Genomic DNA, 21,090 nt, shown 5'->3' with positions numbered 1-21,090 from the left:
CGGCAAGAGCAAGCCGGTATGCGGGGCCCCCGGGCGGAGAGCGTACGGACAGCAAAGGATTCGCGTCGGTACGGTGAAATCGCCTCGATGCTCGCCGGCAGCGGGCATGGGCCGCGGAGAATCGGTGGATGGCTGACTTGGCGCTCTCGCCGCAGCGTCGCACGGCGCTGACGAACCTGGTCCAAGACGAATCCTCGTTCGCCACCGCGTATCCGCGCGTCGCGGACTACTGGTCCACCGTGGGCCGGTTGCCCGGCACCGGCGACGACATCGCCGACGCCACGTTCGACCTGCATCTGCTGCACTACATGACCGGCGGCGCGAGCACGAACCCGTACTGGGACATCGTCGCCGCCGCGGTCTCGCCGGGACCACCGGAGCGTGCCGCGCGCCGCGAGGTGAACGGTGGCAATCCGAAAGGTAGTGCTCGTCTGGCCTATGCGCAGATACTCCTGCAAGCCGCCTACGCGTATGCCATTCCGTGCCCCGCGACGCTGCGGTGGGTTGCGGATGTCACGGAGGGCAGGCCGATCGTGGAGGTCGGGTCGGGTCGCGGCTACTGGGCGCACCAATTGACGCGCATCGGTGTGCCGACAACCGCTTTCGACTCGCATCCGCCCGACCTCGTCACCAATACGGCATTCCCCACGGCTCCCGGACAACTCGCGATGTGGCATCCCACCGCGACACCACCCGCGTCGGCGGCCGATCTGGCCGCCGCCCACGCCGACGACGTCCTGTTCCTCTGCTGGCCGCCCGGCTGGGAAAACCCCATGGCCTCTACCATTCTCGCCGCCTATCAGCAGGCGGGCGGCCGCACACTCGTCTACATCGGCGAGCCGCGCGGCGGACGCACCGCCGACACCGCGTTCTTCGACATCCTGGACGCCGACTGGACCCGGCTCGACCAAGACCCGGATTACGTCTCGTGGTGGAACCTCGCCGACACCGCCCAGTGCTGGCAGCGGAGATGACCGATCGCGCGGCCGGGTCAGCTTGCGCGCTGGAATTCCCACGGGTCGTGCGCGCTGATCAGCGTGACTTCGCCGGCGTGATCGCGGTGTAGCTCCCGCAGCCGCGCCTGGGTGCCCAGCCGCAGGTCGTGGTGCACCTCCGAGGTGGTCTGCACGATGTCGAGCACCGGGTGCGGCTGTGGAGCCGGATCGAGTTCGCGGTGGTAGTAGTAGGCGTCGCCGCAGTGCAGCAGCCAGCGCTCCCCGTCGCGGACGGCGACGCCGGTGTGGCCCGCGGTGTGCCCGCCCAGCGGAATCAGCTGGAAGTCTTCCGGCAGGTCCTTCGGTTGAATCGCGTTGAAGCCGAACCACTTTCCGGTGGCGTCCGACGGGTAGGTCACCCACTGCGGGTCGTGCGCCCAGTGCGCGGCACGGTAGCGGAAACTCGGCGCCTCGGCGAGTGCCGCCGCCAATTCGGCGGCCAGCACGTGGACCCGGGCGTGCGGAAAGTCGGGCAGTCCGCCGCAGTGATCCACGTCCAGGTGGGTGAGGATGATGTGCCGGACATCGCCGGGGTCGTAGCCGAGACGCTGCACCTGCCGGATGGCGGTCTCGTCCTCGGACAGGATCGGCTGCGCCATCGCGACCCAGTCCGCGCCGAGGGTGCCCGCCGGGTCGCGGACATCGTCCAGCCCGATGCCCGTCTCGATCAGGACCAGCCCGTGGGATTCGGTCTCGACCAGCAGGCAGTGGTTGACCGCGTGGGCGGGCGCAGGGCCGTCGTAGGTGGCCTCGATCTGCCGCACCGATCCGCAATTGAGGTGATGAACTGTCATGCGAGCTAGTCTGTGACTTGAAGTGCGGTTCAAGTCAAGGAGCCAAGATGACCGACGGCCTGCTCGATATCGCCGAAGTGGCCGACCACACCGGCCTCGCCCCCTCCGCCCTGCGCTTCTACGAAAAGCGCGGACTCATCGCCGCGACCGGCCGCAACGGCCTGCGCCGCACCTACCACCCCGATATCCTCGGCCGCCTGGCCCTCATCACCTGCGCCCGGGGCGCCGGTTTCACCCTCGCCGAAATCGCCCGCTTCCTCCGCGCCTCCCCCACCGACGCCGAACTGCGCACCCGCATGGCCGAGAAAGCGAACCGACTCGACGAAGACATCGCTCGCCTCATCCGCATGCGCGACAGCCTCCGCCACGCCTCCACCTGCACCCACGACCCACTGGTCGAATGCCCCGACTTCAAATCCACCTTCGAACCGGCCGCTGAGCCGGTGTGATTGTCGAGCCGATCGGGACAGCCGGTGCTCCATCGATGCTGCGGGAGGGTCCTGTTCGTCATTCCTGAGCCAGTCCACAACTATTCCTCCGCCAATCCGAAGCTATAGGCCGTCGCGGACAGATACTGCTTGCAGCTGGGACCGTGTCCCGAGTGGATATTCGCGACGAATCGAGCTTGCTCGAGCGACCGGAATGAGCCGTCCATCGCACAGTTTCGGTGGGCCATCCGCCACTGGTCGGCGTCGGCCAGGGAGATGTTCATTGATCTGCCTTCCTGCTCGACGCGCTGGATGATCTCGTATGCATCGAACGAGTCGTCAGGTTCGCCCCCGCGGTCGATGAGCCAAGGCAGGACGTACCAAACGATCCACAGACCGAAGGGGACTGCGACTACAACAAGGATTGTGGTGACGAGTTCTGCGGGCATCGGTATGACCTCTTGCTCGATTCGGTTGTCGCCGCCAGTTCGACCTCGACCTAGGCAGAGCGACGATTGCGAAGCGAATTGTGGTTTCGGCGACGCCCTCCGCTCGATACCCCAGCAGGTATCTCATTGTGAGATATAGGCTTTGACGACATGGAGACGAAGTACGGGGGAATCGACGTCCCTGCGGCGGTCTGGCACAAATCCGAGGTGGGCGCCCTACTGCGCCAACGCGACGTATCGGGGCTACTCCGCTCGATCCAGCGGCACACCGGGGCGAGCCAAGCACGGATCGCAGCCGCCGTAGGCCTCGGCCAAGGCCGGGTCAACGAGATCATCAACAGCAGGCGCACTGTCACACGCTTCGATGTGTTCGAGCGGATCGCGGATGGTGTCTCGATGCCGGATCATGCGCGTGTCCTGTTCGGCCTCGCTCCACGTCACGCGCAAACACGCACCGGCCACGCGGAAATCGCACAAGCGTTCACCGTCCAGTCGGAGGCCGACGCTGAACTGCGCCGATATGCGATGGTCGCAAATCGGATCGATCTGTTGGCAGTTCGCGGCCTGGGATTGCTTGCGCTGAACGACTCCCTGCTGCGTGCGGCGCTGCTGCAACGGACCAACAGCGTTGGTGTCCGCGCCCTCCTGCTGGACCCTGATTCCGAAGCCACAGGTATCCGCGCAGCGGAAATCGGCGAATCGAGAGAGCCCTTCGCCGCGGGCATCAATCTGGCCCTGGCACGAACGTCAGAGTTTCACGATCATCCGATTATCGACCTTCAAGTCGCCGTCTACGACACCTTACCGACGTGGCGGATGTTGGTATTCGATCGGACGCTGTACTTGTCCGCCTTCGGCGCGTCAGCAGAAGGCCATCGGTCAGGCATGTACAAACTTACGGCGGCGACCAATGGCGTACTGCACGCAGGATTTCTACGGCAATTCGAGCAGATGTGGCGCCAGGCGCGTCCGATCGAGAGAGGATCGGTCGCATGATCGAGGCCGAACTGAAGGCTCGAGTCCGTGACGTCGCGTCCGTCCGAGCCGCGCTCTCGTCGCGAGGGGGCGGGCATCCCTCGACGTATCAGGACACCTACTACGACCTGACGGATCGGCGGCTGTCGGCGGAAGGCCGTGAGCTGCGCTTGAGGACCATCACGACGGACGACGGGCGGCGCTCCTTACTGACCTACAAGGAAGCCACAGTCGACGTGGTCAGCGGGTCCAAGCCGGAGTATGAAACCGAAGTCGCCGACTCGATCGTGGTCGACGTAGTGCTGCATGGTCTCGGACTGACGGAGCTCGTCAGCTTCGAAAAGCATTGCCTTAACTACAGGTTCACGTCCGCCGGTCGCGAACTGCTGGCCACGCTTGTGACGGTTCCTGAATTGGATGGCACGTTCATCGAGTTGGAGACCAGTGCACCGGAATCCGAGCTGACCGAAGCACTAGGGGTCGTCCGAGACACTCTCCACCAGCTCGGAATCACGGATGACGATCTCACCACCGAGCAGTACACGGATGCAGTATTGGCTACTCGAACGAGGCCGGGGCTCCTTTGATGAACCAATTGATGATTTCCTCGCCCGCGAGGATGCCCTCGGCGCGGGTGATGGTGAGGTTGGGGTGCGTCCACTTGAGTTGTTCGAGTTCGCCGTGGCGGGGGCGGATGGCGGAGTCGGCGGCGCGCAGCATCTCGGCGTCGAGAGCGCCGTCTCCCGCAGCGAGAGTCCTTGCCTCGTCGGCGAGTTCGCCGGTGTCCCAGAGACGTTTGCGAACTTCGGCGACAGCGCGGCTCTTGCAGACGGCCAGCGGCATGGTGTAGATCTTGCGGCCCTGCTGGGATGCCGACCAGCCACGCGGTCGGCACCAGTCGTCCCATTCGGCGAGGAATCCGTCGGGGACGGCCTTGGGTTTCACCACCAGGTAGCAGAACAGGTGGTCGGCCACGCGGAACTTGGTCACCCAGGAATCATCGATGCGGGCGTGCAGCTCCCTGCTCACCTCCGACAGGGTGGCGCCGCCCGCGCGCACCTGGGCGTCGATGTCGATGCGCCAGCTCAGGTCGGGGACGCCGTCGACGAGGATGTTCCCCCCATTGCTGGTGATCGCATAGCGCCAGGGCGCCCCGGGTAGTCGGATGCGCCCGAACTGCTTGATGGTGCGGGTGGTGGTGGGAATGACGGCGGCGGGTTCGGTCAGGGACTGCATCCGCAGCGCCGCGGTGGTGGTCATGAACGACAGCGGAGCGCCTTCGAGATGCTCCACGCAGACCGTCGGCACGTCGTTGGTGGTGCTGAAGGCGTTACGCGAGTAGATCATCGTCCGGTCCAGGTCGGTCGCGATCAGCGCACGTCTTCGCTGCATTCTCCGAGATAGGTTCACTGCTGCACGTCCTTGATCAATCCCATACACGAATATGCCAGGTCATCGACGATTTCCACAGGAACCCCGCGGGCGGAGGCGAGCAACCGGATGTGCGCGTGCTCGGGCGCGTCCGCCTCGCGGACCAGCACACGCCACGGGACTCGCCGCAACAGCACCCGGGTGGTCTCGCCGACACCGGGCTTCACGAAGTTGACGCTGGCGATGCCGTACTGTTCCCTGACCTTCTCCACCGACGCCCAGCCGGTCCAGGTGGGCCTGCGGTCGCTCGCGCGGATCGCGGCTACCTCCGCCGCCACCCGGTCGCGGACCGCGTCGAAGGCACCGCTCACGGTGTCGAGCAGCCGTCCGGACACATCATCACCGGCCAGCTCCCGATAGAACTTGGCGCCGTGGAAATCGCCGGGCCCGATCAGGGTGTCGTTCAGCACGGTGCGCGAGATCAGCCCGGACACGGTGGAATTCAGGCAGGCCGAGGCGATCAGGAAGTCGTCGCGGGTGCCGTAGGTGCGCACGCAGTGTCCGGGATCGGCCAGCACCGCCAGTTCGTCATTGAACCGCGGACCCCCGGCCGCGCGATAGGCGTCCAGCGCATCGGTCAGCTCGCGGGTGATCGCACCCTTGCCGGTCCACCCGTCCACGAAAACGACGGAGTCCGGGTCGTGGTGCTCGGCCAGATAGTCCAGCGCCACCGCATCGATGCCGCGATCCCGCACGATGGACACCGCGTAGTGCGGCACCGCGAGGCTCGGCCGCCGCGCACGCAGCCAGCGGCGCATCAGGATGCCGACCGGCGTGCCCGCCCGCGCCAGCGACACCAGCACGGTGTCCTCGCCGCGTTCGGCGACGACCAGCTCCGACACGGTCGCGACGGCGAGCGCGAGCCGCTCGGCGCTGGCCGTGAGCACTTCGTCGAACAGCGTCCGATATTGCGCGTCCGGTTGGTATTCGATCGGCAGCGACTCCGCGTAGTGTGCTCGGCCTGCTTGGATCTTCCGTTCACGCTCGGCGACGTCGCGCTCCAGATCGACCTCGGACAGGTCCTTCAGCAACCAGGAAACCTCGTCGGCCGCATACGATCCGAACTCCGGACCGTGCAGCGGAACAGGCAACGCACCCACCCTCGTGCTGGTCATAGCGGGCTCCCGTCTCCTGTTCCCGGCGACTCGGCGCGTTCCGCGTGCAGCCGCCGCGGGTCGGCCTCCCGCAGCACCGCGAGCAGCACGTCGGCGCCGGAGGCGGTCAGCACGTCGATCAATCCGCCCTCGGCCCGCAGCTGTGCGGTGTCGGCGGGCGAGTCGACCACGACGACGAGCACCGGATCGGACCCGGGACCGTCGCCCTCCGCCCCGCTGTCGACGCCGTCATCGGTGATCGCGACATCCTCGCCGCGCCCCGAATCCGCACTGGCGACCAGTACTCCGAGCCCCGCGATATCCGCTTCGAAAAGGTCCAGCGGATCATCGGGCCAGTGCGCGTTGTACAGGTAGCGCGGTGCCGCATCGCCGGGCTCCGGCGCGACGAACCGGAACCCGCGTCGCAAGGGATATCCCGGTTCGTCCAGCACATACGCGGGCGATCGCGTGGTGGTTTGAAAGCGCGTCGGCGTACCGGTTGCGGCGAGCAGCGCCGCCAGCCGCAGCGGGAGATACATCAGCTCCTCGTGACCGAGCACGATAGCGGGCCGGCCAGCGAAATCAGCATCGAGCCGCGCGGTCAGCACCTCGGCCGCGGCTAGTAGCGCCGCTTCGAACGCTTCGGTTTCGGACGCGAGTATCCCGTGCCTGCCACCCTCCGGCACCGACGCGGGCCAGGGCAGTTCCATCCGCCGGAACGAACCGGAATGACCGGCGGTCGGGTTCAGCTGGGGTGCGGGAAGGGCGCCGACCGCCGCGGCCAGTCCGTCGGGCAGCGTCGCCCGGCCGGTGGCGAGACACACCGTGTCGATGCGCGCACCCAGTTGTGCCGCGGCGGCGTCGAATTCGGCCCGGTCGGCCGCGCCGCGCAGATCGACCAGCGACGCCAGCACGTAGTGCGACCGCGGCGAAAAGGCGTGTAGCGCGCGCACCGCGTCGATCGCCGTTGCACCGGTCGAGATTTCGTCGTCGACCAGCACGAGTGGCAGATCGTTGACGAAGATGTCGGCGGGCGTCGGTTGCAACAGATGCGAGGTGGCGTGCGAATGCCCCTCCTCGAACCCGGCGAGGGTCTGCGCGTGCGGCACCTCGCGCCGGGTCGAGTGGAGATAGCAGCTCGCGCCGATCCGCGCCGCCACGCAGTGGCCCAGTCCGGTCGCGGTCTCGGCGAACCCGAGCACCACCGCTTCGCGCTCGCCGAGCACCTCGCGCACCAGATCGCCCAGGTGATTGCCCGCCCCGAGCACCACCCGCGGATCGGTCGGGAGATGTTTGCCGAGCACGGTGGACACCAGCAGGTGCGCCCGGCGCGGATTGTTGTGGCGAATCCCCGGCCGGACCAGCGCCGTGATCGGCAGCTGGGCCGAGCGCAGGCGATCCGCGTCACGCTCGGCATCGTGATCCAGTCCGATACCGAGAATTCTTGTTGCCCAGGGGATTTCGTTGTGTCCGAACTCGGTCGCCGTCTGCCTCATACGGTGACCAACGCCGTCAGTAGATCCACGAACGACACTCCCTTGTTCGCCACGCCGAACACCCTCGCGCGCAGCAGGGTCTGCCGCGCCCAACTGCGATGCGGCCGCATCTCGTTCATCTTGTTCCGGTAGCCCGAGGCCGCCACGCCGCCGACATCGGCACGCAGAATGTCCAGCGCGTCCGAGTACTCCTCGTGCGTCACCACCGACAACGCGTGCACGGCGGCCACGTGCGACGGATGAATCACCGTCTTGCCCTGGATGCCGTTGGCGCGATCCAGCGTGATCTCCCGCAGCAGCCCGTCCAGATCCCGGCTGACCAGGTACTGCCGGAACGGCACGGCGTCGGATTCCTCGAACGGCGCGGTGCGCAGCAGCGGCCGGAACATTCGCTCGTGGTCGGCGAAGTACTCCCACACCGGCCCGGTGATGACGAAACCCGTTCCGTCCGCGCGCCCGAGATAGTTCACGATGTCGGCGATGACGTCGGCGACCACCCGCACGTCGTAGATGGTCAGATCACGATCGCGCCGGATGCCGAAGGTGGAGCACATGTCCGTCGCGCCGACCCGAACCGCGAGCACCCGGTCGCGATGCGCGGCAAGCAGCGCCGCGATCTGCGTGAGCTCGTAGTCGCGGGTCTCCCGGTGCACCAGGCACGGCGACTCCAGCACCGGCATCCCGTACAGCGGCCGGTTCACACGCTGGCTGGCCACATTGAGTGCGTTGAGGTACTTCGGCCCGGAAACGCTGTCGAATTTGGGGAAGACGAACCCGGTCAGCACCCGCGCGCCCGGGCCGAGCTGCTCGATGATCTCGGTGATCGCGTCCGCGTCGCGTACCCGGACGAACAGCAGCGGATTGGCGTCGTGACTCGCCGCGAGCAGATCGAGCGCGGCGACGGTCTGCTGTTTGGCGTACTCCACCTCGTCGTCGGCGACCGCGTCCTCGAGATCGATCACCATCGAACACACCCCGTGCTCGGCCCGCTTACTGATCGTCAGCGCGAGATCGGGCCTGGTCGCGGGCGCGTACAGCGTGGCACCGAGCCCGATCGCGAGCAATTCCCGATCCGTGCGGTCGCCGGCGAACGGTTCGGGCTGCCGGTGAAAAAGACGCCTCGCCTCTGGGCCGTGCAATTGCCGGAAGTGGCGCAGCGGCATTCGCTTCCGCAGGGAAACCTCCTGCTGGACGGCGATGCCTGCGGTCATCGTTGCCCCATCCTCATTCTCGTCGTGGTCCTGCTTGTTTTCTCATTCGATCCACTATCCCGGCTATGAATTCGGTGACGGCATCCAATTCCGCCACATAGGCCCAGTAGTCGGGGTGACGCCCCGACAGTGTTTCGCTGATTCGGTCGATCCGTGCCGCCTGCGCGTCGAGCACCGATCCCCATTCGGCGACGAGCCCGCGGCTCACCGCGAGCATTTGCGCATCCCGCAGCCGGAATCGTACGGCCTTGGCATGCCCTAGCGGGTCGGCCCGGATCGCACGCAGCAAGGTGAGCCGCTTGGTGACGGCATCGACCTGCTGCTCGGCCTCGGCGAGGAACCCGCGGGCGGATGTGGTCAGATCAAGTGCAAACTCCGGGTTGTTTTCCGCCGCTGCCGCACGCGCCTTGCCGAGAGCCGCGTCCGCGGCCTCGATGGCTCGCCGACTTTCCCGCTCATTGTCAGCCAGATCCGCCGAACTCGCAGCGTTGAATTCGCGCAGCAGCGCCGAGTACGCGGGCGCGACCCCTTCGGCCCTGGTCCGGACGGCGGCCAGACGGGTGGTCACCGAGGTGATCGTGTTCCGCGCGGCGCCGGTCCGAGATGGAGCCTGCGCCAACGCTTCCGCCAACTCCTTGGTGGCGCTGTCCAGCCGGTTCGCGGCCTCGCGCACGGCGCCGGGCGCGCCGGATCCGATGACTTCCAGTGTGACCAGCGCCTCATCCATCGCGGCCGCGCGCTCGCGCACCGAGGGATAGTTCGCGAATTCGGATTCCGCGGCCTGCCCGCGCACGGCCGCTGCGGCGAGCTTCACCTGCCGCACCAGCTGCGGCACCGCGCCGAGCACGGCTACCGCCTCCTCGAGCAGGCTCCGGTTGCCGTGATAGAACTCGTCGACGGCACGGGCCGCGTCGGTCAGCTGCCGTACCACGGCATCGACACGCTGCTGCCCATGTGCTATCGGCGTGCCGCTGCGCTGCGCGCCGTCCAACTCCGCACTCAGCGCCAGGTAGCTTTCGCCCGCGCCGTAACACCTGTGGCGCACGGATTCCCAGCGCTCGCCCATCCGCCGCTCCGGAAAAACCTGATCGGCCGCGTGCACCGCCGTGTCGGCCGCGCTCTGGCGCCGATCCATATCGAGAAACGCCGAGGCCAGCGTGGTGCGGGCGTGCTCGATCCATTCGTCGTTCCCCGACGACCGGAACCAACCACGCCTTCGGCCTGCCACGCCCCGATGGTAGGAGATCTTCCTGTTCGCCGAGGGTTACGCGGGTTCCTACGCAACTTCGCCGAAACCTACTACTGTCGTATGGCGTACCCGGCGATTCGGACATGCTGGGAACCAATGACGGACTATTGAAAGGGAATCCCGCATGGGTGTCAGTTTGTCCAAGGGTGGCAATGTCTCGCTGACCAAGGCGGCGCCTAACCTGACTGCTGTTTCGGTCGGCCTCGGGTGGGATGTGCGGACCACCACGGGCACCGACTTCGACCTCGACGCGAGCGCCATCGCGACCGGTGCGGACAAAAAGGTCCTGTCCGACCAGCACTTCGTCTTCTTCAACAACCTGAAGTCCCCGGAAGGCTCGATCGAGCACGTGGGCGACAACCGCACCGGCGAGGGCGAGGGCGACGACGAGGTCATCAACGTCGACCTGGCAAACACCCCGCCCACCATCGAGAGCATCTTCTTCCCGGTCTCGATCTACGACGCCGACTCCCGCTCGCAGTCGTTCGGCCAGGTCCGCAACGCCTACATTCGCGTCGTGGACCGCAGCAACAACGAGGAACTCGCCCGTTACGACCTCACCGAGGACGCGTCGACCGAGACCGCTATGGTCTTCGGCGAGCTGTACCGCAACGGTGCGGAGTGGAAGTTCCGCGCGATCGGCCAGGGCTACGCCTCCGGCTTGGCCGGCATCGCCCGTGACTACGGCGTGAACGTCTAAGGAATTCTTCGCTGTTCGGAGGGGGCCCGGCGACGGGCCCCCTCGTCATGCGACCCAGGCATGCCGGTGCGCCCTGGGAACAGCGTTGGACAACCGGCGATCCAGCAGCCACGCTGGTAGCAACCGTCGCCGACTCGTTTTTACTTCACGAAAGGTCCCAGCGTGGTCCTGCGCATATTCGGCATGTCCCTCCTCGTCACGGTGCTCTCGCTCGTGGTGGCGTTCGTGTACGGCGGGCCGACCGCCTTCGCGCTCGCCGCGATCCTCGGCATCCTCGAGGTATCGCTGTCGTTCGACAACGCCGTGATCAACGCCACCGTTCTGCAACGTATGAGCGCGTTCTGGCAGAGGATCTTCCTCACCATCGGCGTGCTGATCGCCGTCTTCGGCATGCGCCTGGTCTTCCCGCTCGCCATCGTGTGGATCACGGCGGGGCTGGATCCGGTGCAGGCTTTCGACTTGGCGCTCAACCCACCCCCGAACGACGCGCTGACCTTCCCGGACGGCAGCCCCAGCTACGAGAAGCTGCTCACCGACGCGCACCCGCAGATCGCGGCCTTCGGTGGCATGTTCCTGGCGCTGCTGTTCCTCAACTTCATCTTCGAAGAGCGCGAGATCACCTGGCTCGGCTGGCTGGAGCGGCCGCTGGCGAGGGCAGGCAAGCTGGACATGCTCTCCATCGTGGTCGCGGGAGCCGGTCTGATCCTCACCGCGGAGTTCGTCTCCGACGAGGCGCACCGCTCGACCGTCCTGGCGGCCGGCCTGCTGGGCATGATCACCTACATCGCGGTCGACGGACTCGGCTCGATGTTCCACACCGAAGAGCAGACCGAAGGGCCGTCCGAGCTCGCCAAGGCCACCGGTAAGGCGGGCTTCTTCCTGTTCCTCTACCTGGAGGTGCTCGACGCGTCGTTCTCCTTCGACGGCGTGATCGGCGCGTTCGCCATCACCTCCGACCCGATCATCATCGCGCTCGGCCTCGGCCTGATCGGCGCCATGTTCGTCCGGTCGATCACGGTGTACCTGGTGCGCAAGGGCACCCTCTCGGAATACGTCTATCTGGAGCACGGCGCGCACTGGGCGATCGGCGCGCTGGCGGTGATCCTGCTCATCTCGATCGGCGTGCACGTCAACGAACTCGTCACCGGCATGATCGGCGTCGCCTTCATCGGCGCGGCGTTCCTCAGCAGCATCATCCGCAACGGCCGCGCGGACGAGGAGGAACTGGACACCGAACGGGAGCCAACGCCGGTAGGCTGATTCCCGGCATGCAGCCGAAGACCCGTTGCGGCAGCGGCCCCATCCCGAAGGATGGCCGCTGCCGCTCTCGTTTGCACAGAGGGGGAGCGCGCTATGGCGATCGAGGGCAAACCCGGCGGCGTCGGCCTGTCCAAGGTGACCCTGTCGAAGGCGACACCGAGCATCAACCTGACCAAGCCGGGCGAACAGCAGGGCACCATGCGGGTGAACCTGAACTGGTCGAGCGGTCCCAAGGGATTCTTCCGCCGCGCCAAACCGGTCGATCTGGACCTCGGCTGCCTCTACGAGCTATCCAACGGCGCCAAAGGTGTGGTGCAGGCGATCGGACACAATTTCGGCGCGCTGGACGTCGAGCCCTACATCAAACTGGACGGCGACGATCGCAGCGGTTCGGCCGCGAGCGGCGAGAACATGCACATCAACCTCGCCAGGCCCGAGCTCTTCCGGCGCATCCTGATCTTCGCCTACATCTATCAGGGCGTGCCCAACTGGGCCGCCGCCGACGGCGTGGTGACCCTCTACCCCACGGCAGGTCCGCGGATCGAGGTGCGGCTCGACTCCTCCGTGGACGGCGCCCGCTCCTGCGCCATCGCCCTGCTGCAGAACCAGGGCGCCGGGATCACCGTGCACCGGGAGCTGCACTACGTCAACGGCGCCCAGCGCGAGATCGACCAGGCCTACCACTGGGGCATGCAGTGGCACAGCGCGCGCAAGTAGCGCGGAGCCTAAACCGGAACGAGATCACGGGGGCCGGACCGCGGCGTCGACGGCGACGCCGATCGGTACCCCCGCGGCAGCGCCCACAGGAACACGAAGAACAGCACCACAAGCAGGCTCGCGCGGCCCCACACCCCGAATTGGACGATGTGCTCCATCAGCTCGACCGAGGTGCCCGACCCGATCGAATAGAAGTAGCGGAACACCCCGATCCCGATGGCCGCGTCGGCGAGGAGGTAGCCGCCGATCAGCCACCACGGCACCTCGAGCAGCACCAGGAACGGCACCAGCCACAAGGTGTACTGGGGCGAATGCACCTTGTGAAACAGCAGGAATCCACACAGCATCGCACCACTCACGCCGACCCACGGGAACACCCGGGTCCTCAGGTAGCGCTTCCAGCCGAGCCACATCGCCAGCGCGAACGCCGCGAGCACCAGTGTGGGCGAGGCCACCGAAACCGCGTGCTGGAACGCCGCCTCACTGTGCAGATCCGGACCGAACATCGGCCGAAGTCCCCAGTACCAGATGGAATTCGTGGTGATGTCGGCCTGACGCAGCTGCTGGAACGTGATCGACGCCCGCCAGCCCTCGTAACCGGTCAACGCGAACGGCAGGTTGACCGCGACGACGGTTCCGACCGCCGCCGCGGCGGTGAGCAGCGCACCGCGAACGTCCACACCGCGATCGCTGCCGTCGGCGTCGCGTTCCACGCCGCCGGTCAGCACGTACGCCACCAGCGGCAGGACGAAGATCCCCGGGTACAGCTTGAGGCAGAAACCGAGCCCGAGTAACACGGCTGCCGCGATTCCCCTGGTGCGCAAGGAAAAGCGGGTCAGCGTCCCCACCACGTAGACGGCCGCGACGGCCATGCACACCACGGGGAGCTCCCAGTTGTGGAAGGCATAGAGCACCAGCGGCGGGCCCACCGCCCACAGCAGCGCCGCACCCCCGGCCATTCGGGCCAGCATCCACGCGGTGAGCAGCGCGAACGGCGCGAGCAGCAGGGCGGAATAGCGCAGGAACTCCGCGTCATTGTCCGCGCCGACCGCACCGAGCCACATCAGCACGCCGCTGAGTACCGGATACTCCACTGCTCCGCCGACCAGCGCGCCGTCGTCGGTGATGCCGCCGTGCACGTAGGGAAAGACGTGCTCGTTGATATCCCTGCCGAGCCAGAGGAATTGGATATCCGAGTAGCAGACGTCCGAATCCTTGATGATGTCGAAGACCGTGCTGCGACCGTCTCCGTTGAACGGCGCCTCCGCACAGCGCGCCTTGTTCGCATATGCCAAGGCGAGGGTGAGGCCGCACAGCAGCACCACCACCGCGGCCAGCGCCGCAGGGCGTCGCACGCGGCCTGCGGGCAGGTCGCGGGCGGCGAGTCCGGTCGGCATGACCACCACCCTAAGCGGCGCCGCCGGACCATGCCGGTGAACCCCGGGGAATGCCGCTCATGTAGCCTTGTCGGGTTGCTGACGCAACGACCCTCCTGCCACGGACCGTCCGTGGCCGTTTCCTAGTCCACAGGAGGTGATTGGTCCGTGCGTCATTACGAAGTGATGGTCATCCTCGATCCGACCCTGGACGAGCGCACTGTTGGTCCGTCGCTGGACAACCTGCTCAGTGTCGTTCGCACCGAGGGCGGCAAGATCGACAAGGTCGACATCTGGGGCCGCCGCCGGCTCGCCTACGAGATCGCCAAGCACGCCGAGGGCATCTACGCCGTGGTCGACCTGACCGCCGAGCCCGCCACCGTGAGCGAACTCGACCGCCAGCTCGGTCTCAACGAGTCGGTGCTGCGCACCAAGGTTCTGCGCCACGACAAGTAGTCCGGCAACCCTCGTTTGCGTCAGAGCCTGTGCCTAGGCTCTAGCGCAACAGCGAGACGCGGACTGCACACCGAGCAGGAGGAACCACAATGGCAGCAGGCGACACGGTCATCACCGTCATCGGAAATCTGACGGCCGACCCCGAGCTTCGATTCACACCGGCGGGACAGGCGGTGGCGAATTTCACCGTCGCGTCGACCCCCCGGGTGTTCGATCGTAATTCGAATGAGTGGAAAGACGGCGAAGCGCTGTTCCTGCGCTGCAATATCTGGCGCGAAGCCGCGGAGAATGTCGCCGAAAGCCTGACCAGAGGTTCCCGTGTCATCGTGAGCGGACGACTCAAGCAGCGCTCCTACGAGACCCGCGAGGGCGAGAAGCGCACGGTCGTCGAGCTCGAGGTCGATGAGGTCGGCCCCTCGCTGCGCTACGCCACCGCGAAGGTCAACAAGACCAGCCGCGGCGGCGGTGGCGGCGGCTTCGGGTCCGGCGGCGGGAGCGGCTATGCCGCGGCCTCCCCTTCCGGTAGTGGCGGTGGGCGTTCCGGCGGTGCCGAGGACGACCCTTGGGGCAGTGCGCCCGCGGCGGGCTCCTTCGGGGGCGGCGGCCGCATGGATGACGAACCGCCGTTCTGAGAACGGCTACATCGGCCCGCCTGATCCGGGCCATCATTGATTACGGAGTACAAGACCATGCCTAAGGCGCCCGCGCGCGAAAAGGTGCTCAAGAAGAAGGCTTGCTCGTTCTGCAAAGAGAGCAAGACCGGAACTGTCACGATCGATTACAAGGACACGGCGTTGCTGCGCAAGTACGTCAGCGACCGCGGCAAGATCCGCGCCCGCCGCGTCACCGGCAACTGCGTGCAGCACCAACGCGATATCGCGGTTGCGGTCAAGAACTCGCGTGAGGTCGCTCTGCTGCCTTACGTGTCGACGGCTCGCTGAGAAAGGGAGGCACGCAAATGAAGTTGATTCTGACTGCTGATGTGGACAACCTCGGTGCCCCCGGCGACACCGTGGAGGTCAAGGACGGTTACGGCCGCAACTACCTGCTGCCGCGCGGCCTGGCGATCGTGGCCACCCGCGGCGCGGAGAAGCAGGTCGAGGGCATCCGCCGGGCGCAGGAAGCCCGCCGGGTCCGCGACCTGGACCACGCCAACGAGCTGAAGCAGGCCATCGAGGCCCTGGAGTCGGTCTCGCTGAGCGTGAAGACCGCGGGCACCGGCAAGCTGTTCGGCTCGGTGACCCAGTCGGACGTCGCGGCCGCGATCAAGACGGCGGGTGGTCCCGTCGTCGACAAGCGCAGCATCGAACTGCCGAAGGCGCACATCAAGACGACCGGCAAGCACGGCGTCGTGGTGCACCTGCACCCGGATGTGGTGGCGAAGTTCGACCTGACGGTCACGGCCGCCTGATTCGGGCATCCGTCGAGGACCACTCTCGTGGCGACACGGGAGTGGTCCTGAACGTGCCGCGGTTGCTAAATAGCTAATTGTTTGCCGGATGGCCGGGATGCCATCCGGGACATTTGGGCTGCTCATCACCTCGCGGTGCAGCGCCGATTTTTCCAGCCTGTGGATTGCCGGCGAAACCGACCGTTCGCACTGTGACTCGAGTCATATTCGCCTCATGTGCTGTTAACCCAACACGCCCGGCTGTTCAACTTGGCCGACACGCCGTAACTTCATTAATCCACACGGTCCGAAATGCGGAAGTCACTATCTATCTGCATGTTCGACCGTGTACACCGGCGTTTTCCCCAAGTTGTACACAGGGGGTGCACATCGTTAGGTGAACTCTCCCCAAGTTATCCACAGCTGTGTGCACATACCGGTTTGGCGGGTGCCCACCGGGTCGCCTAGGTTCTTCGCATCGCCATGTGCGCACCACGCGAACGGCGTGCACGGGCGGGTGCCGCGGCGGTAGCTGGATCCCAGGTCAGCGGCGCTGGCGAACGTGTCGGTGGCCGGGGGTAGAACGAGTCAACAGGGTGGAACCCGGTCGTGGGGTAGAGAGGACGGTCGAGTCTCGTGACAGCCACCGATGACCGCGGGCACACGGATTTCCCGCCCGAGCCCCCCGGCGAAGACTTCGGCCGCCAGCCGCCACACGACATGGCGGCCGAGCAATCGGTGCTCGGCGGCATGCTGTTGAGCAAGGACGCCATCGCCGATGTGGTCGAGGTGATTCGCCCCGGCGATTTCTATCGTCCTGCCCACCAGGCCATCTACGACACGATCCTCGATCTCTACGGGCGTGGCGAACCCGCCGACCCGGTCACCGTCGCCGCCGGGCTGGACCGCCGCGGCGAACTGAAGCGCATCGGCGGTGCACCGTATCTGGTCACGCTCACCCAGACCGTGCCCACCGCCGCCAACGCCGGCTACTACGCCGAAATCGTCGCGGAGAAAGCCATTTTGCGCCGCCTGGTCGAGGCGGGCACCCGCATCGTGCAGTACGGCTACGCCGGCGCCGACGGCCAGGATGTCGCCGAAGTCGTCGACCGCGCCCAGGCCGAGGTCTACGAGGTCACCGAGCGCCGCACCAGCGAAGACTTCCTCCCACTCGAGGAACTGCTCCAGCCGACCATGGACGAGATCGACTCCATTGCCAGCCGCGGCGGCATCTCCCTCGGCGTCCCCACCGGCTTCTCCGAACTCGACGAAGTCACCAATGGCCTGCACCCAGGACAGATGATCATCGTCGCGGCCCGGCCTGGAGTGGGCAAAGCGCTGGCAGTGGACACTCCGCTGCCTACGCCTACCGGCTGGACCACCATGGGTGAAATCCAGGTCGGCGACGAATTGCTCGACGCCGACGGCTTTCCCACCCGTGTCGTGGCGGCCACCGAGGTCATGTCCGGACGTCCCTGCTACGAAGTCGAGTTTTCCGACGGCTCTGTGCTCGTCGCGGACGAACAGCACCAGTGGCTCACCGAGACCAGATCTTCCCGGCGGTCGAAGCGGACTTTCGCCGAGGTGCGGACCACCGCCGAGATCGCGCACACGCTGCGATGCGATACGGCCGATCGCCGGCTGAATCACTCGGTAACGAACACCGCGCCGCTACGGCTGCCCGCGCGCACGTTGCCGGTGCCGCCCTACACGCTCGGCGCCTGGCTCGGCGACGGAACGTCGGCGGCCGCACAGCTCACGTGTGCCGACCCGGAGATCGTGGTGCGCATCGGGGCGGAGGGGATCGTCGCCGTGCCGTCGCAGTCCGCGCGGCTGCGTTACCAACTCCGATTGCCTGCCGACGAGCCGATTGCCGCTCGCGAGTGCGTAGTGTGTGGACGGGAATTCGTTCCCTTCACCAGCGAGGTCCGCACCTGCGGGCGGTCCTGTGGCGGAAAAGCACGGTTCTGTTCGGCCCCGGTTCCCGCGCCTCGCTGCCGGATCTGCGGTCGGCGGTCGATCGGTTTGCGCCTGTGCCAGAAATGCCGAAACACCGTGGGCAGTGTCCAGGCGCGGCTACGGGCACTCGGCGTACTCGGCGACAAGCACATCCCTGTCGACTACCTTCGGGCCTCCGAACCGCAGCGCCGTGCGCTCCTGGCAGGGCTGCTGGACACCGACGGCACTGTCACGCATGGCGGCTCCGTGCAATTCAGCGCCACCAACGCACGACTCGTCGGGGACGTGCAGGAGTTGATCGTCAGCCTCGGCTATCGCTGCCAGGTCTCCACCAAACGAGTACGCGGTCGGTCCGAAGAATCCTCCATCGCGTACACCATCACGTTCGCCACCGACGACGAGGTCTTCGGCCTGCACCGAAAGGCAGTGCTGCACAAGGAACGCCGCGCCAGCCGCAGCACCGTCCGATCCAACTCGCGTTTCATCGTCGACGTGCGCCGGATCGACAGTGTTCCGGTGCGCTGCGTCGAAGTGGACAACGCCGACCATCTGTATCTGGCCGGCCGCTCGATGATCCCGACGCATAATTCCACGCTCGGAATGGATTTCATGCGCAGTTGCTCGATCAAGCACGGCTTGGCGAGCGTTATTTTCTCGTTGGAGATGAGCCGCACCGAGATCGTCATGCGGCTGCTGTCAGCCGAAGCGAAAATAAAGCTCGGCGATATGCGGTCCGGGCGGATGAGCGACGACGACTGGACCAAACTGGCGCGGCGGATGAGCGAGATCAGCGAAGCGCCGCTGTTCGTGGATGATTCGCCGAACCTGACGATGATGGAAATTCGCGCGAAAGCACGGCGGCTCAAGCAGCGCCACGATCTCAAACTCGTCGTGGTCGACTACCTCCAGCTGATGACCTCCGGCAAAAAGGTCGAATCCCGCCAGCAGGAAGTCTCGGATTTCTCCCGAAACCTCAAACTGCTGGCCAAGGAACTCGAAGTCCCCGTGGTGGCGATCAGCCAGCTCAACCGAGGTCCCGAACAGCGAACCGACAAACGTCCTATGGTCTCTGACCTGCGCGAATCGGGTTCTTTGGAACAAGATGCGGATATGGTCATCCTTTTGCATCGCCCGGACGCGTTCGAACGGGATGACCCGCGCGGCGGCGAAGCAGATTTGATTCTCGGCAAACACCGTAACGGCCCGACCGCGACGATTACCGTCGCACACCAACTGCATCTGTCTCGGTTCGTGGATATGGCCCGAGGCTGAGGACTGCTGGCAGGCCGGTGCCCGGTGCCGACGGGCCGATGGCGGCGGCGGAATGGGCTGGGCTGTGGTGAAGTCGTCGGCCGTAGCGGCGGTACGTGGGCCGCACCGCGGCGGGGTGGATGAGATCACGTGGTCTCGAATGACGTGGCCTCATGGAAAGCCGCAAAAAAAGTTCGGCGGCGGATGTCGAGAACGGCGGGACGGCTCCGTCCCAGGTGTGCGCGACCGACTAGGGTCGCAAGTCCCGAAGGGAGAATGTCATGGCCAAGTACCTGCTCCTCAAGCACTACCGAGGTGCGCCTGCGGCGGTCAACGACGTGCCGATGGATCAGTGGACGCCCGCCGAGATCGAGGCGCACATCCAGTACATGAACGACTTCGCGGCCCGCCTGGAAGGCAGCGGTGAGTTCGTCGACGGCCAAGCCCTGGCGCCGGAGGGCGCCTGGGTCCGCTACGACGGCGAGGGCAAGCCCCCCGTGACCGACGGCCCGTTCGCGGAGACGAAGGACCTGATCGCGGGCTGGATGGTCATCGACGTCGACTCCTATGAGCGCGCCGTCGAGCTGGCCGGCGAGTTGTCCGCAGCGCCGGGCGCGGGCGGCAAGCCGATCCACGAGTGGCTCGAAGTGCGGCCGTTCCTGACCGCAGCGCCGACTGTCACCGAGTGATGGACGCCGACGCGGTGGACGAGGCGCAGCTGCGGGACCTGATCCCCGGCGTCTTGGCGGCCCTCGTCCACCGCGGGGCGGACTTCGCTACCGCCGAGGACGCCGTCCAGGAGGCACTGATACGGGCCGTGGAGACGTGGCCGAACCAGCGCCCCGGCGACCCCAAGGGCTGGCTGATCACCACGGCGTGGCGTTGCTTCGTCGATCTCACCCGATCCGACACCGCGCGGCGCCGTCGCGAGCTTCGGGTCTCCGACGAGCCGCCGCCCGGACCGACCGCGTCGGTGGATGAAACGCTGCAGCTCTACTTTCTGTGCGCGCACCCGAGCCTCACGCCCGCGTCGGCCGTCGCCCTGACGCTGCGGGCCGTCGGCGGCCTCACCACCCGCCAGATCGCACAGGCCTACCTCGTGCCCGAAGCGACGATGGCCCAGCGGATCAGCCGGGCGAAACGCACCGTGAGCGACGTCCGGCTGGATCGTCCCGGAGACCTGAGCACCGTGCTCCGGGTGCTGTACCTGGTGTTCAACGAGGGGTACAGCGGCGATGTCGACCTCGCCGCGGAGGCGATCCGGCTGGCCCGGCAGCTGGCCGCGACCACCGACGACGTGGAGGCGGCGGGACTGCTCGCCCTGTTCCTGCTCCACCACGCCAGACGCCCCGCCCGCACGCGCGCCGACGGCAGCTTGGTGCCGCTGTCCGATCAGGACCGCGGCCTTTGGCGGCGCGACTTGATCGCCGAGGGCGTGGCCGTGCTCCAGGCTGCGCTGGCCCGCGACCGGCTCGGGGAGTACCAGGCGCAGGCCGCGATCGCTGCCCTGCACGCCGACGCGCAGACCGCCGACGAAACCGACTGGGTGCAGATCGTCGAGTGGTACGACGAGCTGGTCCGCCTGACCGACAGTCCGGTGGTGCGGCTCAATCGCGCCGTCGCAGTCGGTGAGGCGGACGGACCGCAGGCGGGGCTCGCCGCCCTCGCCGAACTCGACCCGAAGCTCCCGCGGCACACCGCTTCGGCCGCCTACCTCCACGAACGGGCCGGCGACATCGCCACGGCGGCGCAGCTCTACGTGGCGGCCGCCGCACAGGCGCAATACCTCGCCGAGCGCAACCATCTCACGCTCCGGGCGGCCACCCTCCGCCATCGCCTCTCTGGGAACCGCTGAGCGC

The 21,090-nt window shown here is 66.7% G+C and carries 22 protein-coding genes; 14 read left to right on the top strand and 8 right to left on the bottom strand.

Annotated features, from left to right (window positions below):
* Positions 1 to 128: 128 nt before the first annotated feature.
* Positions 129 to 974, top strand: coding sequence for a hypothetical protein (locus tag IU459_RS01250; protein WP_195127550.1), 846 nt, complete (start codon positions 129 to 131; stop codon positions 972 to 974).
* A gap of 17 nt (positions 975 to 991) precedes the next feature.
* Here the strand turns inward: IU459_RS01250 and IU459_RS01245 are convergent, their stop codons facing one another.
* Entirely contained in the window at positions 992 to 1,789 is a 798-nt protein-coding gene (locus IU459_RS01245; protein WP_195127549.1) for an MBL fold metallo-hydrolase, read from the bottom strand.
* Positions 1,790 to 1,836: 47 nt separating this feature from the next.
* Here IU459_RS01245 and IU459_RS01240 point away from each other — a divergent pair, with 47 nt between their 5' ends.
* A complete protein-coding gene (locus IU459_RS01240) occupies positions 1,837 to 2,238 on the top strand; it encodes a MerR family transcriptional regulator (protein WP_195127548.1) in 402 nt (133 codons plus the stop codon).
* A gap of 80 nt (positions 2,239 to 2,318) precedes the next feature.
* On the opposite strand, the gene IU459_RS01235 is transcribed toward IU459_RS01240, so the two are convergent.
* Positions 2,319 to 2,666, bottom strand: coding sequence for a hypothetical protein (locus IU459_RS01235; protein WP_195127547.1), 348 nt, complete (start codon positions 2,664 to 2,666; stop codon positions 2,319 to 2,321).
* A 150-nt stretch (positions 2,667 to 2,816) separates the two neighbouring features.
* Here IU459_RS01235 and IU459_RS01230 point away from each other — a divergent pair, with 150 nt between their 5' ends.
* Together IU459_RS01230 and IU459_RS01225 are read left to right on the top strand one after the other, a co-directional pair.
* Complete coding sequence (locus tag IU459_RS01230) at positions 2,817 to 3,662, top strand: XRE family transcriptional regulator (RefSeq protein ID WP_195127546.1); 846 nt, start codon at positions 2,817 to 2,819, stop codon at positions 3,660 to 3,662.
* On the top strand, positions 3,659 to 4,228 hold the full coding sequence (locus IU459_RS01225; RefSeq protein ID WP_195127545.1) for a class IV adenylate cyclase: 570 nt from the start codon (positions 3,659 to 3,661) through the stop codon (positions 4,226 to 4,228). Before IU459_RS01230 ends, IU459_RS01225 begins: the two co-directional genes overlap by 4 nt.
* On the opposite strand, the gene IU459_RS01220 is transcribed toward IU459_RS01225, so the two are convergent.
* The 5 genes from IU459_RS01220 to IU459_RS01200 are packed head-to-tail and all read right to left on the bottom strand — an operon-like array spanning position 4,200 to position 10,101.
* Positions 4,200 to 5,033, bottom strand: coding sequence for an HAD family hydrolase (locus IU459_RS01220; protein WP_195127544.1), 834 nt, complete (start codon positions 5,031 to 5,033; stop codon positions 4,200 to 4,202). The genes IU459_RS01225 and IU459_RS01220 overlap by 29 nt on opposite strands.
* 14 nt (positions 5,034 to 5,047) lie before the next feature.
* Positions 5,048 to 6,163, bottom strand: a complete 1,116-nt coding sequence (locus IU459_RS01215) for a cysteine protease StiP family protein (protein ID WP_195127786.1) — start codon at positions 6,161 to 6,163, stop codon at positions 5,048 to 5,050.
* 20 nt (positions 6,164 to 6,183) lie between these two features.
* Positions 6,184 to 7,662 carry a phosphoribosyltransferase domain-containing protein gene (locus IU459_RS01210; RefSeq protein WP_195127543.1) on the bottom strand — a complete coding sequence of 493 codons (1,479 nt, stop codon included), beginning with the start codon at positions 7,660 to 7,662 and terminating at the stop codon, positions 6,184 to 6,186.
* Positions 7,659 to 8,873 carry an HpcH/HpaI aldolase/citrate lyase family protein gene (locus tag IU459_RS01205; RefSeq protein ID WP_195127542.1) on the bottom strand — a complete coding sequence of 405 codons (1,215 nt, stop codon included), beginning with the start codon at positions 8,871 to 8,873 and terminating at the stop codon, positions 7,659 to 7,661. Before IU459_RS01205 ends, IU459_RS01210 begins: the two co-directional genes overlap by 4 nt.
* A 13-nt stretch (positions 8,874 to 8,886) precedes the next feature.
* Positions 8,887 to 10,101, bottom strand: a complete 1,215-nt coding sequence (locus tag IU459_RS01200; RefSeq protein WP_324198696.1) for a hypothetical protein — start codon at positions 10,099 to 10,101, stop codon at positions 8,887 to 8,889.
* A gap of 145 nt (positions 10,102 to 10,246) precedes the next feature.
* Here IU459_RS01200 and IU459_RS01195 point away from each other — a divergent pair, with 145 nt between their 5' ends.
* From IU459_RS01195 to IU459_RS01185, 3 genes are all read left to right on the top strand, one after another.
* Positions 10,247 to 10,822 (top strand): TerD family protein, encoded by a 576-nt coding sequence (locus tag IU459_RS01195; RefSeq protein WP_195127541.1) that lies wholly within the window; start codon positions 10,247 to 10,249, stop codon positions 10,820 to 10,822.
* Between the two features lie 162 nt (positions 10,823 to 10,984).
* Entirely contained in the window at positions 10,985 to 12,082 is a 1,098-nt protein-coding gene (locus IU459_RS01190; protein ID WP_195127540.1) for a DUF475 domain-containing protein, read from the top strand.
* 93 nt (positions 12,083 to 12,175) lie between these two features.
* Complete coding sequence (locus tag IU459_RS01185; RefSeq protein ID WP_195127539.1) at positions 12,176 to 12,799, top strand: TerD family protein; 624 nt, start codon at positions 12,176 to 12,178, stop codon at positions 12,797 to 12,799.
* An 8-nt stretch (positions 12,800 to 12,807) separates the two neighbouring features.
* On the opposite strand, the gene IU459_RS01180 is transcribed toward IU459_RS01185, so the two are convergent.
* A complete protein-coding gene (locus IU459_RS01180; RefSeq protein ID WP_195127538.1) occupies positions 12,808 to 14,196 on the bottom strand; it encodes a glycosyltransferase 87 family protein in 1,389 nt (462 codons plus the stop codon).
* Positions 14,197 to 14,343: 147 nt separating this feature from the next.
* On the opposite strand from IU459_RS01180, the gene rpsF reads away from it, so the two are divergent.
* From rpsF to IU459_RS01145, 7 genes are all read left to right on the top strand, one after another.
* Positions 14,344 to 14,631, top strand: a complete 288-nt coding sequence (gene rpsF / locus IU459_RS01175) for a 30S ribosomal protein S6 (RefSeq protein ID WP_195127537.1) — start codon at positions 14,344 to 14,346, stop codon at positions 14,629 to 14,631.
* An 89-nt stretch (positions 14,632 to 14,720) separates the two neighbouring features.
* Positions 14,721 to 15,263 (top strand): single-stranded DNA-binding protein, encoded by a 543-nt coding sequence (locus IU459_RS01170; protein ID WP_067462929.1) that lies wholly within the window; start codon positions 14,721 to 14,723, stop codon positions 15,261 to 15,263.
* Between the two features lie 57 nt (positions 15,264 to 15,320).
* Positions 15,321 to 15,572 carry a 30S ribosomal protein S18 gene (gene rpsR, locus IU459_RS01165; RefSeq protein ID WP_039803271.1) on the top strand — a complete coding sequence of 84 codons (252 nt, stop codon included), beginning with the start codon at positions 15,321 to 15,323 and terminating at the stop codon, positions 15,570 to 15,572.
* Between the two features lie 17 nt (positions 15,573 to 15,589).
* Complete coding sequence (gene rplI, locus IU459_RS01160) at positions 15,590 to 16,042, top strand: 50S ribosomal protein L9 (RefSeq protein ID WP_195127536.1); 453 nt, start codon at positions 15,590 to 15,592, stop codon at positions 16,040 to 16,042.
* A gap of 615 nt (positions 16,043 to 16,657) precedes the next feature.
* The gene (gene dnaB / locus IU459_RS01155; RefSeq protein WP_324198695.1) at positions 16,658 to 19,252 is read left to right on the top strand and encodes a replicative DNA helicase; all 2,595 of its coding nucleotides are present in this window, start codon (positions 16,658 to 16,660) and stop codon (positions 19,250 to 19,252) included.
* Between the two features lie 260 nt (positions 19,253 to 19,512).
* Positions 19,513 to 19,920 (top strand): YciI family protein, encoded by a 408-nt coding sequence (locus IU459_RS01150; RefSeq protein WP_195127535.1) that lies wholly within the window; start codon positions 19,513 to 19,515, stop codon positions 19,918 to 19,920.
* Positions 19,920 to 21,086 carry an RNA polymerase sigma factor gene (locus IU459_RS01145; protein ID WP_195127783.1) on the top strand — a complete coding sequence of 389 codons (1,167 nt, stop codon included), beginning with the start codon at positions 19,920 to 19,922 and terminating at the stop codon, positions 21,084 to 21,086. The genes IU459_RS01150 and IU459_RS01145 overlap by 1 nt, the downstream gene beginning before the upstream one ends.
* The last annotated feature ends 4 nt before the right edge of the window (positions 21,087 to 21,090 follow it).

It is taken from the genome of Nocardia amamiensis (genome assembly GCF_015477605.1).
In the GTDB taxonomy this organism is placed as follows: Bacteria; Actinomycetota; Actinomycetes; order Mycobacteriales; family Mycobacteriaceae; genus Nocardia; species Nocardia amamiensis_A.
The sequence above is the reverse complement of the archived record's forward strand: the minus strand, read 5'-3'. Positions and strand labels throughout refer to the sequence as shown.

What these genes read in the sequence shown, in the direction of transcription:
- IU459_RS01195 (WP_195127541.1), top strand. Translation starts at nt 10,247, where the DNA reads ATGGGTGTCAGTTTGTCCAAGGGTGGCAATGTCTCGCTGACCAAGGCG.
- IU459_RS01240 (WP_195127548.1), top strand. Translation starts at nt 1,837, where the DNA reads ATGACCGACGGCCTGCTCGATATCGCCGAAGTGGCCGACCACACCGGC.
- IU459_RS01145 (WP_195127783.1), top strand. Translation starts at nt 19,920, where the DNA reads ATGGACGCCGACGCGGTGGACGAGGCGCAGCTGCGGGACCTGATCCCC.
- IU459_RS01220 (WP_195127544.1), bottom strand. Translation starts at nt 5,033, where the DNA reads ATGCAGCGAAGACGTGCGCTGATCGCGACCGACCTGGACCGGACGATG.
- IU459_RS01170 (WP_067462929.1), top strand. Translation starts at nt 14,721, where the DNA reads ATGGCAGCAGGCGACACGGTCATCACCGTCATCGGAAATCTGACGGCC.
- IU459_RS01150 (WP_195127535.1), top strand. Translation starts at nt 19,513, where the DNA reads ATGGCCAAGTACCTGCTCCTCAAGCACTACCGAGGTGCGCCTGCGGCG.
- IU459_RS01250 (WP_195127550.1), top strand. Translation starts at nt 129, where the DNA reads ATGGCTGACTTGGCGCTCTCGCCGCAGCGTCGCACGGCGCTGACGAAC.
- IU459_RS01235 (WP_195127547.1), bottom strand. Translation starts at nt 2,666, where the DNA reads ATGCCCGCAGAACTCGTCACCACAATCCTTGTTGTAGTCGCAGTCCCC.
- IU459_RS01230 (WP_195127546.1), top strand. Translation starts at nt 2,817, where the DNA reads ATGGAGACGAAGTACGGGGGAATCGACGTCCCTGCGGCGGTCTGGCAC.
- IU459_RS01245 (WP_195127549.1), bottom strand. Translation starts at nt 1,789, where the DNA reads ATGACAGTTCATCACCTCAATTGCGGATCGGTGCGGCAGATCGAGGCC.
- rplI (WP_195127536.1), top strand. Translation starts at nt 15,590, where the DNA reads ATGAAGTTGATTCTGACTGCTGATGTGGACAACCTCGGTGCCCCCGGC.
- rpsR (WP_039803271.1), top strand. Translation starts at nt 15,321, where the DNA reads ATGCCTAAGGCGCCCGCGCGCGAAAAGGTGCTCAAGAAGAAGGCTTGC.
- IU459_RS01180 (WP_195127538.1), bottom strand. Translation starts at nt 14,196, where the DNA reads ATGCCGACCGGACTCGCCGCCCGCGACCTGCCCGCAGGCCGCGTGCGA.
- IU459_RS01185 (WP_195127539.1), top strand. Translation starts at nt 12,176, where the DNA reads ATGGCGATCGAGGGCAAACCCGGCGGCGTCGGCCTGTCCAAGGTGACC.
- IU459_RS01225 (WP_195127545.1), top strand. Translation starts at nt 3,659, where the DNA reads ATGATCGAGGCCGAACTGAAGGCTCGAGTCCGTGACGTCGCGTCCGTC.
- IU459_RS01210 (WP_195127543.1), bottom strand. Translation starts at nt 7,662, where the DNA reads ATGAGGCAGACGGCGACCGAGTTCGGACACAACGAAATCCCCTGGGCA.
- IU459_RS01205 (WP_195127542.1), bottom strand. Translation starts at nt 8,873, where the DNA reads ATGACCGCAGGCATCGCCGTCCAGCAGGAGGTTTCCCTGCGGAAGCGA.